General features: G+C 70.4%; 11 protein-coding genes. 6 read left to right on the top strand and 5 right to left on the bottom strand.

Annotated features, from left to right (window positions below):
- Positions 1-66: 66 nt before the first annotated feature.
- From ACLQ3K_RS04175 to ACLQ3K_RS04185, 3 genes are all read right to left on the bottom strand, one after another.
- The gene (locus ACLQ3K_RS04175; protein WP_425997247.1) at positions 67-2,490 is read right to left on the bottom strand and encodes a hypothetical protein; all 2,424 of its coding nucleotides are present in this window, start codon (positions 2,488-2,490) and stop codon (positions 67-69) included.
- A gap of 458 nt (positions 2,491-2,948) precedes the next feature.
- A complete protein-coding gene (locus ACLQ3K_RS04180) occupies positions 2,949-3,929 on the bottom strand; it encodes a hypothetical protein (RefSeq protein ID WP_425997249.1) in 981 nt (326 codons plus the stop codon).
- Positions 3,926-4,279: a hypothetical protein gene (locus ACLQ3K_RS04185; protein ID WP_425997251.1), complete on the bottom strand. Its 354-nt coding sequence runs from the start codon at positions 4,277-4,279 to the stop codon at positions 3,926-3,928. Before ACLQ3K_RS04185 ends, ACLQ3K_RS04180 begins: the two co-directional genes overlap by 4 nt.
- A 420-nt stretch (positions 4,280-4,699) precedes the next feature.
- Between ACLQ3K_RS04185 and ACLQ3K_RS04190 the strand changes: the two genes are divergently transcribed.
- Both ACLQ3K_RS04190 and ACLQ3K_RS04195 read left to right on the top strand, forming a co-directional pair.
- Positions 4,700-5,623 carry an MspA family porin gene (locus ACLQ3K_RS04190; RefSeq protein ID WP_425997253.1) on the top strand — a complete coding sequence of 308 codons (924 nt, stop codon included), beginning with the start codon at positions 4,700-4,702 and terminating at the stop codon, positions 5,621-5,623.
- Positions 5,624-5,697: 74 nt separating this feature from the next.
- On the top strand, positions 5,698-7,848 hold the full coding sequence (locus ACLQ3K_RS04195) for a solute carrier family 23 protein (protein WP_425997255.1): 2,151 nt from the start codon (positions 5,698-5,700) through the stop codon (positions 7,846-7,848).
- Positions 7,849-7,875: 27 nt separating this feature from the next.
- Here the strand turns inward: ACLQ3K_RS04195 and ACLQ3K_RS04200 are convergent, their stop codons facing one another.
- Both ACLQ3K_RS04200 and ACLQ3K_RS04205 read right to left on the bottom strand, forming a co-directional pair.
- Positions 7,876-8,322 (bottom strand): MerR family transcriptional regulator, encoded by a 447-nt coding sequence (locus ACLQ3K_RS04200; protein ID WP_224644892.1) that lies wholly within the window; start codon positions 8,320-8,322, stop codon positions 7,876-7,878.
- Between the two features lie 9 nt (positions 8,323-8,331).
- Entirely contained in the window at positions 8,332-9,837 is a 1,506-nt protein-coding gene (locus ACLQ3K_RS04205; protein WP_425997257.1) for a SulP family inorganic anion transporter, read from the bottom strand.
- 228 nt (positions 9,838-10,065) lie between these two features.
- Here ACLQ3K_RS04205 and ACLQ3K_RS04210 point away from each other — a divergent pair, with 228 nt between their 5' ends.
- From ACLQ3K_RS04210 to ACLQ3K_RS04225, 4 genes are read left to right on the top strand one after another with little or no spacing between them, the layout of a single operon-like run.
- Positions 10,066-10,716, top strand: coding sequence for a hypothetical protein (locus tag ACLQ3K_RS04210; RefSeq protein ID WP_224644894.1), 651 nt, complete (start codon positions 10,066-10,068; stop codon positions 10,714-10,716).
- Positions 10,688-11,389, top strand: coding sequence for a response regulator (locus ACLQ3K_RS04215; RefSeq protein WP_425997259.1), 702 nt, complete (start codon positions 10,688-10,690; stop codon positions 11,387-11,389). The genes ACLQ3K_RS04210 and ACLQ3K_RS04215 overlap by 29 nt, the downstream gene beginning before the upstream one ends.
- The gene (locus ACLQ3K_RS04220; protein WP_425997261.1) at positions 11,386-12,774 is read left to right on the top strand and encodes a sensor histidine kinase; all 1,389 of its coding nucleotides are present in this window, start codon (positions 11,386-11,388) and stop codon (positions 12,772-12,774) included. Before ACLQ3K_RS04215 ends, ACLQ3K_RS04220 begins: the two co-directional genes overlap by 4 nt.
- A 9-nt stretch (positions 12,775-12,783) precedes the next feature.
- Positions 12,784-13,581: a glutamate racemase gene (locus tag ACLQ3K_RS04225; protein ID WP_425997263.1), complete on the top strand. Its 798-nt coding sequence runs from the start codon at positions 12,784-12,786 to the stop codon at positions 13,579-13,581.
- The last annotated feature ends 520 nt before the right edge of the window (positions 13,582-14,101 follow it).

Here is a 14,101-nt window from a genome sequence, read left to right on the forward strand (position 1 = left end):
AGCAGAAATATCGATGCGGCCGCTATGTATGCGATCGATTTGTACGTCATGCCTATCAACCCACGTTCATCCGAAGAGTGACTTAAATCCCTTGACGATACCCTCACCGGCGGCCTGTCCGAGGCCGCTGCCGATGGCACCTCCGATAAGACCGCCGATCGCCATGCCGATCGGGCCGCCAGCTGCGCCGATCGACGCGCCTGCAGCGGCACCAGCCCAACCGCCTGCGAACGAGGATCCGGCGCCGACAACCGCTTGCGTCGCATCCTTTCCGCCGCGAATATCGTTGGCCGCGCCCAGGGCGGTGAATGCCGCTCCGATGCCCGGCAGTTTGCTGCCAAATTTCCCGAGTGCTGCGCCACGCCGGGCGAGTGTGCTCTCCACTGCCTGAATGGAGTGTTTGCTCGGCCGCTGGAGCAGGTCAGCCTGGCCCATGCCGAGCGTCGAGAGTCGTGATGCAGGTGAGATGCGCGCTGCCCACGGGGGAAGGTGTGTCTTGCCTACGCCAGGTAGGAGCGTATTGCTAGGGCGCGTTCCGTTTAAGGCCTTGTCGAGACTGCTGATAGCACCAGCGATGGCGTTGCCTCGGTTTACCGGATCGATCGCGTTTGGATCGCTGACGTCGACTTCAGTGACCTTGCCGGTGCTGTCGGCGACCTTCACGCCGTCCTCGTCGGCGACGGCGGTGGTGATGTCACCGGTTGCCTCGTCAGTAACGGACCGAACTGAACTTGTGGTTCCGTCAGGATTCTTCGTGGTCAGTTGATACTCGCCGTCGCCAACGCGATTGTAGTCACCGGTTGATTGCGTGCCGTCGTTGTTAGTGCCGGTGATAGTTCCTTGGGAGTTGTCGGCGTTGCCGGTGGAGGTCACTCGTGGCGCCTGGCCGTCGAGAGGTGAGCCGTCGTAGCGCTGGGAGTAGTGGTCCCCGCCTGCGCCTTGTTGGCCGGCGTAACTGCTGCTGCCGTCGTTGTTGTCGGACCAGGATTGCCATCCGCCTTGTCCGTCGCTGACAGTGCGTATGTCGCTGAAGCTTCCGTCGGGGCGGGTTGCGCGGGTATCGACGGACTGTCCGCCGCTGCCGGGGACGATTGTGTGGGTCAGGGTTTCGCCGTTGGGGCGGGTCTCGGTCCACGAGTCGCCGTCCTGGCGGCCGGTGGTGTTGACGATGCCGACGTTGGTTTCGTCGGGGTCGGCGAGGATCGGGTTGGTGTTGCCTTCGGGGCGGTCGATGGTCTGTACGAGGTCATTGCCGTCGACGCTGTAGCGGGTGGGGATCTTCTCCCCGGTCTTGGTGTCGTAAGCCCAGGGCGCTTCGAAGCGTTTGACCTGGTTACCGTCTCGGTCGAAGACGCTGACGGAGCCGTCGTCGTTGACCTTGGAGGAACCGCCTTCGGGCTGGTCGAGGTTGAACCGGTACTTCGACGGAGCGTTCTCGTTCTCGCTGAGAATGAACGTGCGGTCACCGTCGGGAGTGGTCCACTGCTTGTAGTTCTCACCCTCGATGAGGTCACCAGGAATCGTGTCGTTCGTCGGGGTGGACCCGTCCGAGTTGAGCGGACCAGCCTTGCGGCCGCGGCGCCCCGTCATCAACGCCGACACTTCGCCGACGAGGTACGCCCACGACGGAGCGCCGTCCTTCTGCTCGCCGTCACCGGTGCCGGGCCCGGTGCCGCCGCCGTTGTTGCTCGCGCCGCCGCCACCAGGGCCGGCGGGTGCGCCCGCGCCGTTGCCGGCGCCGGGGACTGCGCACTGCGATTCGGTCTTGGTCACGGTGACGGTGGGGCTGCTGGGCTGCCCGGAGTTGGTCTGCCCGGGCCGCTGCTGTCCGGTTTGTTGCGGTCCGCCGGGTGCGGTGGTCTGCACCGTCGGGTTCTGGTTCTGTTGGCCTTGCCCGTTGCCCTGCGGCTGCTGACCGCTGCCTTGGCCGGGTTGTTCGTTGCCGGGGATGTTCGGGGCTTGCTGGCCGGGGGTGCCGAACTGGGGGGTTTGGGCTTGGATGCCGGGGCCGTTGTCGCCGCCACTGCCAGCGGGTGAGGGGGAGGTGGCGCCGGTGTTGCCGCCGGTCTGTTGGCCCCCTTGCTGCCCATCCGGCGCGCCGGTTTGGGCGGGCGGCGGGGTGAAGGTCAGCTCCGGTCCGGTCGGGCCGCAGGTGGCGGGGCCGCCGCCGGGGCACGGCGCCGCCGCAGCAACACCACTGCCGGCGCTGGTCGCGGCGAAGCCCATCATTCCGACGGCGACGACGATCCCGGCGACCGCGGCGGCGGCACGGATCTGTGCGGGTGCGGGTGCGCCGACACCGGCGTCGCGGAGCTTGCCGAGGCCGGTGAAGAGGATCTTGCCGACGATGACCATGACGAGCCAGAAGGTCAGGAACACCACCGGTACGGGGGTGAATCGGGGTGCTTCGATGGAGAACAGCACGCCGCCGATGAGGCCGGCGAGGCCGATGATGGTGAGGAACGCGCCCTGCAGGCGCTGCTGCCGCACCGTCTGCGACGGTGCCCTGGAGCTTGACGCTGTTCCGGATGTGCCGCCGCTGTCATCCGGCCGCGCGGGCGTCACGGCGCGTGCGTGGCGTGGGCCGCCGGGTGGTAGCGGTGCGGGCTGCGGTTGCCGCCGCGGGGTGGGTGTGGGCATCAGGACACTCCAAAGTGCAGGCGAAAATGGATCGGAGATTCGGCGAAGTGCCGGGTGATGGATGCCAAGCTTCCACACGGTTCGGGCTTGTCAACCGCCTCGACGCACTGAACAAGCGCTTCTTCAGGCCAGCACCAGTTTGTTTAGCGGTGTTTAGTGGGGTGACTGAACACCGCGCCCGGGTTCGGGGCTTGTTTAGTGGCCTGCTGAACAACGCAAATCGCCCACGACTGGGTGGTTGTGAGGGCGCCACGACCGACTCGCAGTCAGGCCGGATGCGGGCTGTTCGTCGGGTGCGCATCGGCGGCCTAGGCGGTGACGGCGCCGAGGGCGAGGCCGAGGGCGAGGGTTAGCGCGATGAGGGCGATGACGAGAGCGGCGATCGTCTGGTGCACGCGCAGGGTGTGCAGGGACGCGGCCTGGGAGGCGGTCCAGAACTCGGTGACCGCACCGGGTGGGGTGTGCGCGGTGGTCGCCGCACCGAACCGGAACGGCGCTCCGGGCGCTGCGGCGGGGTCGCCGGTCGCGGGTGCGAGGGAGATGAGGGCGTCGGCGGTCAGGGTCAGGCGGACGTGGTCGTAGAGCCAGGCGCGAGGTCGGCCGGCAGTGTCCCAGCGGTGGGCGTCCTGCTCGAGCGCGCTCCGTGCGATGAGCACGGGGCGGGCCTGCCGTATCCAGGTCGACAGGCGCGGCCAGGTCTCGGTCAGCCGCAGGTCCGTCAGTCGGACGAGGTCTTGGTTTGCGTTGTTGGGGTCGGGTGTCAGGCTCATGACGCCGACTTCGACGAGCTCGGCGGCAACGCGCCCCGCTGCGGCGGGCACGTCGGGTGTGCGAAGTGCGAGGTCGCCGGTCGACGAGACCGCGATGCAGCTCAGAAGGAGACGCCGAGCGTCTTCGAGGCGCGCCGGTTCCGTGGTGTCGGCGTCGGTCGCCCACTGCTCGGCGGCGGTCGCGATCTGGGTGAGTACGGGCAGTGCGGGGTCGCGGCCGGTGGCCGTGGTGAACAGGTGCTGCCACTGCCGCACCGTCACCACGTCGTTCCGGATGACGTTGGGGTTGGTGGTGGTGCGGGCGGTCAGCCACACCAGCATCGGTTCGATGGTCTCGAACTCAGCCGGTAGGTGTCGTCCGGTGCGCCAGTTCGACACCGTCGCCGCGCTGACCCCGACGGCCTCCGCAACGGCCCGCACCGTCGGCGAGCCTGCCAGGGCGAACAGCCTGCGCAACGCCGAGGCGAAGACCGCGGCGTCATCACCGGTCTGATCGGGTCGCGCAGGGGCAGGAGTCATGAGCGGGAGCCACTGCGGGCGGCGTTCCACACCGCGCTCGCGCCGCCGACGACGAGGTTGCTGGCGAGCATCATCACGAGCACGAAGATCACGAACACCAGCGGCATCGTGAACCGCTCCCCCCATGTGTTCAGGTGGGAGACGGCGAACCCGCAGCCGATCAACATCACCAACCCGACAAGTAGCCCGGCAGCCTTGCGCGCCAGGGTGCGGAGCTCCTCGTCGGCGGACTTTCCGTCCGGCTCAGCGTCACTGGCAGCAGGCCGTGCAGCCGAGGCGGAAGTGGGCGCAGCGGCCGCAGGCGCCGCTGGTTGCTGCACGGGAAGTTGTCGGGTCTCGTCCGCGGACATGGGTCACCCTTTCGCTACGCTTACGACATCACGGCACTACTGGGGGATTGTCGTCGTCCGCCCGAATCTGACCGTAGCGGATAGTAGCCATGTCGGCGTACTAGGGATTTGATATCGACTACTCGTGTCGTGAAGCGCTGAGTCTTCTCCCGCCTGGTGCGAGGTGGTGATGATCCTGAACTCAAACGCTATGGCGGAGAACGCTCCACGCCTCCAATCCCGTGTTCTTCGTCATGCGACCTTCGCCGGATAGGTGCTGTGCGCCTGCCGCGTCGATGCCGGTCGGACCTGCGAGGTTCAGGCAACTGTGATCGTTCTGTTACGCACTCGGATTGCGGATCGCGTGTCCACTGTGGTGCTATTGGGGCTGTTGTTACAGATGTGACATTGCTGATTGACTACACCTGGGGAGTCCACGACATGCCGACCGCGCCTCACGCCCACCCGTCCCGGCTTCCGCGGACGTTGATCGGTCTGTGCGCCGCCGCAGCGACCACCGCCATCACGGCAGCGCCGGCGGGAGCCGCGCCCGCACCGGCACCCAAGCCGGGCTCCGCCGCGGCGGCCGCGGCGGCCGCGAAGCCCGCGGCCCAGGCTGCGGTCACCCCGCCGCCGGCACCGCGGATGCGGGTCCCGGTTCCCGGACAGATCCGCGACGGCGAGTTCGCCGACACCAGTCGTGAACTCGTCACCCGCGACGGCTGGAAGGTCACGGTCTCCAAGTTCGGGGAGAAGCTCGATTCCGTCCCGCCGCTCAACCGATCGCCCCAGAGCTTCGAAGGATTCTCGAGCGTCGGCGGTGAAGCGAAGGTCGAAGCCGCCTACCCGAACGACCCGAAACGCAAGCCCACCAGCCGAATCAAGTCCGCCACCCTGACTACTGGCGTCCAGGTCGGCTGCGCCGTCACCGCCGACAGCCTCACCATCGGAGGCTCACTCTCCAACGCCACCACCGCCTCGATCACCCCCACCGTCACCGCATCCGGCACCGTCACCGGACAGGGCCAGGGCGGCTCCAACGGCGGCTCCGGCGGAGGCAGCGTCTCCGGCACAGGAACCGGAAGCCTCTCCGGAACCCTCTCCGACACCGTCACCGAGACCGGAAACATCTCCGGCATCCTCAAACCCGGCACCACCAAAGACATCCCCTACGCCAAGAAGGCCGTCGTCGGTCCTAACGCCCAGGCCATGACCCGCGACATCCGTATCGCCGTCGACAACTGCATCGGCGGCGTCCAGGTCCGCACCTACGCCACCGTCGCCATCAGCACCGACGCCACCGACGACACCCTCACCACCTTCGGCAAGCCGATCTTCCTCACCCGCCCCGAGCAGAACCGATAGGTGGGCGGTCGGCTTCACGGAACCTTCACGGCATCGCGGCGGGGCGGCCACACCGCGCCCGCACAGTGGTGTCCATGCAGGAGAAACTCAGAGACATAGCGCGTTTCGACGGGCCGTCGTCGATCGTCGTCTTCCTCGTGGCACTGCCACTGTCCCTCGGCATCGCGCTCGCCTCGGGCGCGCCGCTCATGGCGGGCCTCATCGCGGGCGTCATCGGCGGCATCGTCGGCGGCCTGATGGGCGGCTCGCCGCTGCTCGTCAGCGGGCCGGCCGCGGGCCTGACGGTGGTCGTCGCCGAGCTCATCGCGACCTTCGGGTGGAAGGTGACCACCGCGATCACCGTCGCCGCGGGCCTGGTGCAGATCGGACTGGGCCTGAGCCGGATCGCCCGTGCGGCGCTGGCCATCTCGCCGGTCGTGGTGCACGCCATGCTCGCCGGCATCGGCGTGACGATCGTGATCCAGCAGGCCCACGTCCTGCTCGGCGGCTCCTCGCGCAGCTCGGTGCTGCAGAACCTCACGGAGCTGCCCTCGCGGATCGGCGCCCTGCACTGGCCGGACCTCGCCGTCGGCCTCGTCGTGATCGCGGTGATGGTGCTCTGGCCGAAGCTGCCCGCGAAGTGGCGCCGGGTCCCCGGCGCCCTCGTCGCGGTGACGGCCGCGACGGTGCTCTCCCTCGTCGTCCCGATGAACGTCGAGCGGATCCGCCTGAACGGCTCCATCATCGACGCGATCGGCCTGCCCGCCATGCCCACCGGGAACTGGGGCGCCGTCGCCCTCGGCGTCCTCACCGTCGCGCTCATCGCCAGCGTCGAGTCGCTGCTCTCCGCCGTGGCCACCGACCGCATGCACGACGGCGCCAAGACGAACCTCGACCGCGAGCTCGTCGGCCAGGGCGCCGCCAACACCGTCTCCGGGCTGCTCGGCGGCCTCCCCGTCACCGGCGTCATCGTGCGCAGCGCGACCAACGTCGCCGCCGGGGCCCGCACCCGCTGGTCCGCGGTCCTGCACGGCGTGTGGCTACTCCTCTTCTCCGTCGCGCTCTCCGGCCTCGTCGAGAAGATCCCCACCTCCGCCCTCGCCGGCCTGCTCATCGTGATCGGCGTCCAGCTGGTGAAGATCGCCCACATCCGCACCGCCCGCCGCACGGGCGACCTGCTCGTCTACGCCGTCACCATCGGCGGCGTCCTGTTCCTCAACCTGCTCGAGGGTGTGCTCGCCGGGCTGGTCGTCGCACTGGTCCTCGTCCTGTGGCGCGTCGCGCGGGCCCACATCGAGGCCGTGGTCGACGGTGCCGGGCGCTGGCACGTCACCGTCGACGGGACGCTGTCCTTCTTCTCCCTGCCGCGCCTGACGCGGGTGCTCGCCACCGTCCCGCCCGGGCAGGACGTCGCGATCGAGCTCACCGTCGACTTCCTCGACCACGCGGCGGCGGAGGAGATCCAGGAGTGGGCGCGGCGCTACCGGGCCGCGGGCGGCACCGTCACCGTCGACGACCTGGGTGGCGCGGCCCTCGACGCGGCCGCGACGGTCACGCCCCGTCGGACCACCGAACGCCCGGCCGAGCGCGGCCTGCTGCCCTGGCGCGCCCACGCCCGCGGCGGCCTCGCCGACGGGATCGCCCGCTACCACCGGCGGCACGCCGCCTTGCTCAGTGACGACTTCGACCAGCTCAGCGGCGGCCAGAAGCCGGAGGCGCTGTTCCTCACCTGCGCCGACTCGCGGGTCGTGCCGAACGTCATCACCGGCAGCGGACCGGGCGACCTGTTCACCGTCCGCAACGTGGGCAACCTGGTCCCGCCCGCGGGCACGGACCCGTCGATCGAGGCCTCGCTCGCCTACGCCGTCGACCAGCTCGCGGTCCGGCAGATCATCGTCTGCGGGCACTCCGCGTGCGGGGCGATGGGCGTCGCGCTCGAATCCCCGGTCGTTCCTCCGACGATCCGGCGTTGGATCGAGCACGCGGCACCGTCGACCGAGGCCTTCCGGACCGGCCACCCCGTGCGCGGGGCGGCGGCGGACCTGGGCTTCGGCGCGGCCGACCAGCTCTCGCTGGTCAACGTCGCGATGCAGGTGGCGGCGGTGGCTGAGCACCCGCTGGTGCGGGCCGCGGTCGCCGCGGGGCGGGTCGAAGTCATCGGCCTGTTCTTCGACATCGCGTCCGGGCGGGTGCTGCGCGTGACGGACTCGGCGGTCGTGGAGGCGGACACTCTCACCCACGCCTAGCGACACGCCGGCGCGGCGCCGCGGACCTCACCCCCGCGGCGTCGCGCGTTCCGCCGTTCCCGATCGTCCGGGCCGGCGGGCGATCCCGGCAAGGGTGCTCGCGAACTCCTCGGCGATCGCGAGCTGCGTCCGGAGCTCGGCGCACCGTTGCTGCGCGGCATCGGAGCACTGGTCGACGAAGACCGCGGCGTCGGCGCGCACCTCGTCCGCCGCCGCGTCGTCGGCGAGCGTGTCCAGCGCCGCGAGCAGATCCCGCATCTGTTCGAGGGTGAAGCCGAGCGGCTTCATGCGTCGGATCACGAGCAGGCGCTCGACGTCGGAGGAGGTGTAGAGGCGGAACCCGCCGGGGCTCCGCTCGGATGGCGTGACCAGGCCGACCTCGTCGTAGTGCCGGATCGTCTTGAGGGACAGCCCCGTCGCCTCCGCGACCTGTCCGATCTGCAGGAGGCGGCCGGTCTCCGGTGCGTCTGCCATGGCGTGAGCCTAGTCGTGGCCGCCGAGGTGCCCGCTGAGACGACCGTGCCGCTCCGCGGACGCCGCGTCGAGCCCGACGAACTCGACCGTCTTGCCCTTGCCGCGGTACTTGGTCTCGATCGCATCGAGTGCCGCGACCGTCGACGCGTCCCACACGTGCGCCGCGGACAGGTCGACGATCACGTGCCGCGGGTCGTTCACGTAGTCGAACTGGTGCACCAGATCGTTGCTGGAGGCGAAGAAGAGCTCGCCCTGCACGCGGTAGGTGCGCGTGCCCGAGGTGGCCGACTCAGTGGGAACCACCTCGGTGAAGTGCGCGACCCGCCGGACGAGCAGGAGGGTCGCGACGATGACGCCGCCGACGACGCCGTACGCCAGGTTGTGGGTGGCGACGGTGATCGCGACGGTGACGGCCATGACCGCGGTCTCGCTGCGCGGCATGCGGCGCAGGGTCGCCGGGGCGATGCTGTGCCAGTCGAAGGTGCCGACCGCGACCATGATCATCACCGCCACCAGCGCGGCCATCGGGATCCGCGCGACGAGGTCCCCGAGGCCGACGACGAGGATCAGGAGGAACAACCCGGCGAGGAAGGTCGAGATTCGCGTCCGGGCGCCGGAGCTCTTGACGTTGATCATCGTCTGGCCGACCATCGCGCAGCCGCCCATGCCGCCGAAGAATCCGGTCACCACGTTCGCCACGCCCTGCCCCCAGCCCTCGCGGGTCTTGTCGGAGTGGGTGTCGGTGATGTCGTCGACGAGCTTGGCGGTCATGAGCGATTCGAGCAGGCCGACGAGGGCCACCGCGAGGGCGTACGGCGCGATCAGCCGCAGCGTGTCCAGGTCGTACGGGACATCGGGGATCAGCCACTGCGGAAGGGTGCTCGGCAGCTCGCCCTCGTCGCCGACGTTCGGGACGGCGAGGCCGGCGACCATCGTGACCCCGGTCAGCAGGACGATCGCCACCAGCGGCGCCGGCACAGCGGTGGTGAGCCGCGGCAGGCCGATCATGATGAGCAGGCCGGCGGCGATCATCGGGTACACGAGCCACGGCACGCCGGTCATGTGCGGCACCTGGGCGAGGAAGATCAGGATGGCGAGGGCGTTGACGAATCCGACCATCACCGATCGCGGGATGAACCGCATCAGCTTCGCGACGCCGAGGGCGCTGAGCACGATCTGGAGGAGTCCGGCGAGGATCACGGTCGCGAGTAGGTAGTCCAGGCCGTGCTCGCGCGCGATGGGGGCGACGACCAGCGCGACCGCGCCGGTGGCGGCCGAGATCATCGCGGGCCTGCCGCCGACGACCGCGATCGTGACCGCCATGGTGAACGAGGCGAACAGCCCGACGCGCGGATCGACGCCGGCGATGATCGAGAAGGAGATCGCCTCCGGGATCAACGCCAGCGCCACCACGAGACCCGCGAGCGTCTCGGTCTTGAGGCGCTTCGGACTGCGCAGCGCGGCCACGACGTCGCTGTCCCGGACGAACCGCGCCGTGCGCGTGTGGACTGTCATCGATCGGATCCTTCGTGCATCGGTCGCATCACGCGGCGATGTGCCCCGGCTGCGGTGAATGAGCTGCGGCGCGCGGGTCCACCGCGCGAACCGGCCGAACTCTACCCTCCCGTTAGGGAAGAGTTGTATGCGCGGGGTTCTCGGTCGGCGCGGATTGCGACACGGCTGTGACATTCGCGGGGCGAAACGGAGGCGGGCCGACGACGATGAGGGACAATGCTCGACGTCATGTTCGCAACCACACGCCCCTGGACCGCCGCGACGACGGCCGTCGTCGCCGCGCTGGCCTTCGCCGGGCTCTACCTCGCGGTCGTCGGCACCGCATCGGGCCAGGTCATCGACCACGAGCTCATGCGGACGATCTCCGCCGCGTTCGGGGTCGAGAACCCCGTCGAGGGCGCCCTGGGCCGCTACCAGCTGCCGATGATCGCGGCCGGCGGCCTCCTCGTGGCCGCGGTCGTCGCGAGCCGCCGGTCCAAGACGGTCGCCGTCTCCGCCGCGCTCGTCCTCGGCTCGACGGTGGCCGGCGCCTACCTGCTCAAGGCCCTCCTCGAGCGGCCCTCCTTCGGCATCGGCCCCGAGCTCAACTCGTTCCCGTCGAACACCGTCGCCGTGGTCGCGGCGCTCGCGGTGATCCTGGTCGGCTCCGCCGCGCGGCGCTACCGTGCCCTCGCGCTCCTCGTCGCCGTCGGCGCCGGGAGCGTGGTCTCCGTCCTCGTCGTCGCCCAACAGTGGCACCGCCCCGGCGATGTCCTGGGAGCATGGTTGGTGGCCGTCGGCGCCGCCGCGGTGGTCCGGGTCGGTCAGGCCGCCTGGGCCTGGACCTCCGACGTGGAAGGGAGCCTCACGGGTGGTCAGACTGCTGCTCATCGAGGATGACCCGGCGATCGTCGACGCACTGACGCTCTCGCTCGGCCGGCTCGACCACACCGTCGAGCACCTGGCCGCCGCCACGGACGACCTCGAGCAGCGGGTGACCGCCGCCGATGCGGTGATCCTCGACGTCGGCCTGCCCGGCGAGGACGGCTTCGCCGTGTGCCGCCGGATCCGTCGCTCCAGCACCGTCCCGATCCTCATGCTCACGGCCCGCTCCGACGACATCGACACCGTCGCCGGGCTCGAGGCCGGCGCCGACGACTACGTGGTCAAGCCCGTCAGCCCGCGCGTGCTCGACGCCCGGATCAAGGCCGCCCTGCGCCGCACCGCGCCGCCCGCGGACCCCGCCCCGGCACCGTCGGGCGAGGTGGCGGCACCGTCGAACGACGGTCCGCTGACCGTCGACCGGGCCGGCGCGGAGGTCCTGCGCGACGGTGCGCCCCTGCCGCTCACGCCCACCGAGAAGCGGCTGATGTACGCCTTCGCCGACCACCCGGGCCAGGTGCTCAGCCGCGAGCAGTTGCTCGCGATGGCCTGGAACCAGGACTTCCTCGGCGACTCCCGGCTGGTGGACAACGCGATCCTGCGGCTGCGCCCCAAGATCGACCCACCTGACGGGACCAGCCACATCGAGACGGTGCGCGGCTTCGGCTACCGGTTCCGGCCCACGCCGTGATCGCGGGTCTGCGCACCCGGATCCTCGCGATCATCGTGATCGTGACCTGCCTGACCGCAGGGGTCACCGGCGTCGCGGTCGCAATGGTGGTGCGGGACTGGGTGTATCAGGACGCGCAGGAAGCCGTGCTCACCACGTTCCGGCACGACATGGAGACCTTCGAGCGCCAGGGGATGCCCGCGCCGGGCAGCGGTGGGGCCTCGCCGGGAGGCCGGTCGAGCATCGGGGAGTTCCTCCCGGGCGACTACACCGTGGAGGTCGACGGCGTGACCGTCCGCCAGGGGTCCGCGCCCCCGCAGGACTTCCCCGGGGCGATGCGCCGCGAACTCGAGCGGGTGCCGTCGCTGTACCGCTTCCAGCGGCTGCCGGACGGGAAGGTGCTGGTCGCGCACAGCGTTCCCCGGCCGACGATCTTCAATGCGGAGAGCGTCGTGGTCTACGGCGTGCAGCCGCTCGAGGACGTCGGGCCCCGGTTGAACCGGCTCACGTTGCTGGTCGTCGTCGCCGTGGCCGGGAGTGCTCTGCTCGGCATCCTCGTCGCGCTGATCGTCGCGCGCACGGTGACCCGGCCGCTCAGCCGGATCCAGTCCGTCGCCGCGCGCGTCACGGACGGCGACACCGAGGCCCGCCTCCCCGCGACCGACGTGACCGAGCTGCGCGACCTCACCGACACCTTCAACTCCATGCTCGACCGGCAGAACGAGTCGATCGACGTGCTGCGCCACCAGGACGCGCGGTCGCGGCGGTTCGTCGGCGACGTCTCGCACGAGCTGCGCAGCCCGCTCGCCGCGCTCGTCCCCGCCGCCGAGGTGCTGCGCGAGGAGGCCGCGACCCTCGGCGCCGACTCCGACCTGCGCCGCGCGTCCGAACTCGTCGCCTCCGAGGTCGACACGCTCGCCGGCCTCGTCGACGACCTGCTGGAGATGACGCGCCTCGACGCCGGGGCCGCCGAGGTGCGACGCGCGCCCTTCGAGCTGGTCGGGGCCCTGCGCGAGGCGCTCTCCGCGCGTGGCTGGCACTCCGTCGTGGTCGACGGTGCGCCGCTCACCGTCGAGTCCGACCGCCGCCGCGTGGTCGCGGTGGTGACCAACCTGGTGGGCAACGCGGTCCGGCACGGCGCGCCGCCCGTGATGGTGACCGTCGCTCCGTCGGCCGACGGTGCGATCGTCGAGGTCCGCGATCACGGTCCGGGCGTGCCGCCCGGCGACGAGGAACGGGTCTTCGGCCGGTTCGCGAAGGCCCAGGAGGCCCGCTCGCGCGGTGCCGGCGGGGGAGCCGGCCTCGGGCTCGCCATCGCCCGGGACAACGCGCGGCTGCTGGGCGGCGACGTCGACTACCGGCGCGAGGGCGCCACCACCGTCTTCCGGTTGCGGCTCGCCCGGTAAATTCGGGTCATGCGCGTAGCGGTGATCGACTCCGGTTTCGGGATGGTCAACTACGCCGACGCCCTCTCCCGCGTGCGGCCCGACACCGAGCTGGTGCTGGCCCGCGACCCCGACAACATGCCCTACGGCCTGCTGGAACCGGCCCGGATCTCGGAGTGCGTGGTCGCCATGGCCGGCGCCGCGGCCCGCTACGACGTGGACGCGATCATCGTCGCCTGCAACACCGGCTCCATGTACGCACTGGAGGCGGCCCGCGCCCGCTTCGAGCCCGCCGTCCCCGTCGTCGGGGTGGTGCCCGCCATCCGCCCCGCGGGGTCGACGGGGCGCCCCTTCGCCGTCTGGGCGACCGCTGCGGCGACGGTGAGCGACTACCAGACCTCGCTCATCGACGCCTTCGCGGACCCGGCCCTCGCGCACCGCATCCCCTGCTACGGCCTGGCCGAGGCGATCGACTCCGGCGACCCCGAGCGGGTGGCGGCGGCGATCTCCGCGGCGGCCGCGGCGACCCCGGACGACATCGAGTCGGTGGTTCTCGGCTGCACGCACTACGGGCTGGTCAGGGAGCCGATCGTGGACGCGCTTCGGGCGCGGACCGGGCGGGACGTCGCGGTCTTCGACTCGCCGGAACCCGTCGCACGGCAGACGCTGCGCCGGCTAGGCGTGGAGCCCGGCGGACCGTCGGAGCTGGGCGCCGTGGTGGCAGTGCTGGAGTCCGGGCGTCCGGGGGCGCTGCCCGCGTCGCTCGCCGCCTATCCCGCCGGCCGGCTGCTCCTGGAGCGATGCGGGCGCAGCGCGAAAACGCCGTGACAAAAGAATCGCGATGAGATATATGCATGACCGCAACTCTCCTGTTATCCTGAGAGAGCACTGACCGCAGCTGACTCGCTCGCTGCGGTCAGTAGTCATTTGCAGGGCTTTTGATCTCTCAAGTTAGCCCCGGGTCTCTCAGGTGAAACGTCAACTGTCTCAGAGGCTGAGATCGCCCCGTGACGAGTCCGTGACCAACGCCCCGTAGAGCGCAATCGGGGGCGAGCCCGCGTTGGGCCCGTGTTGCTGCACGGAAGCGATGCGTCCCACGCATACCCTCCAAACCTCCAGGTTAGAGCAGGTTTTCGAGAATCGGGCGATGCGTCTGGCGCATACCCCTTACGGATGTACCGGGTGGAGCGGGCGGCGGACCGTCGGGCCTCACAGGGGAGGGTATGCGCCGGGCGCATCGCCCTGTCCGTCGAAAACGCCCCTGACCTTCAGTTTTCGGGGGTATGCGTGGGACGCATCACCTGTCTGATCGACGTACCCGGCCCAGCGGGCCGCCCCGGCGTGCGGC

The sequence above is a fragment of the Tsukamurella sp. DT100 genome, from assembly GCF_049844855.1.
Taxonomy (GTDB): domain Bacteria; phylum Actinomycetota; class Actinomycetes; order Mycobacteriales; family Mycobacteriaceae; genus Tsukamurella.

Excerpts from the sequence above, each read along its gene's own strand:
- ACLQ3K_RS04190 (WP_425997253.1), top strand. The coding sequence starts at position 4,700 with ATGCCGACCGCGCCTCACGCCCACCCGTCCCGGCTTCCGCGGACGTTG.
- ACLQ3K_RS04210 (WP_224644894.1), top strand. The coding sequence starts at position 10,066 with ATGTTCGCAACCACACGCCCCTGGACCGCCGCGACGACGGCCGTCGTC.
- ACLQ3K_RS04180 (WP_425997249.1), bottom strand. The coding sequence starts at position 3,929 with ATGACTCCTGCCCCTGCGCGACCCGATCAGACCGGTGATGACGCCGCG.
- ACLQ3K_RS04195 (WP_425997255.1), top strand. The coding sequence starts at position 5,698 with ATGCAGGAGAAACTCAGAGACATAGCGCGTTTCGACGGGCCGTCGTCG.
- ACLQ3K_RS04225 (WP_425997263.1), top strand. The coding sequence starts at position 12,784 with ATGCGCGTAGCGGTGATCGACTCCGGTTTCGGGATGGTCAACTACGCC.
- ACLQ3K_RS04205 (WP_425997257.1), bottom strand. The coding sequence starts at position 9,837 with ATGACAGTCCACACGCGCACGGCGCGGTTCGTCCGGGACAGCGACGTC.
- ACLQ3K_RS04185 (WP_425997251.1), bottom strand. The coding sequence starts at position 4,279 with ATGTCCGCGGACGAGACCCGACAACTTCCCGTGCAGCAACCAGCGGCG.
- ACLQ3K_RS04200 (WP_224644892.1), bottom strand. The coding sequence starts at position 8,322 with ATGGCAGACGCACCGGAGACCGGCCGCCTCCTGCAGATCGGACAGGTC.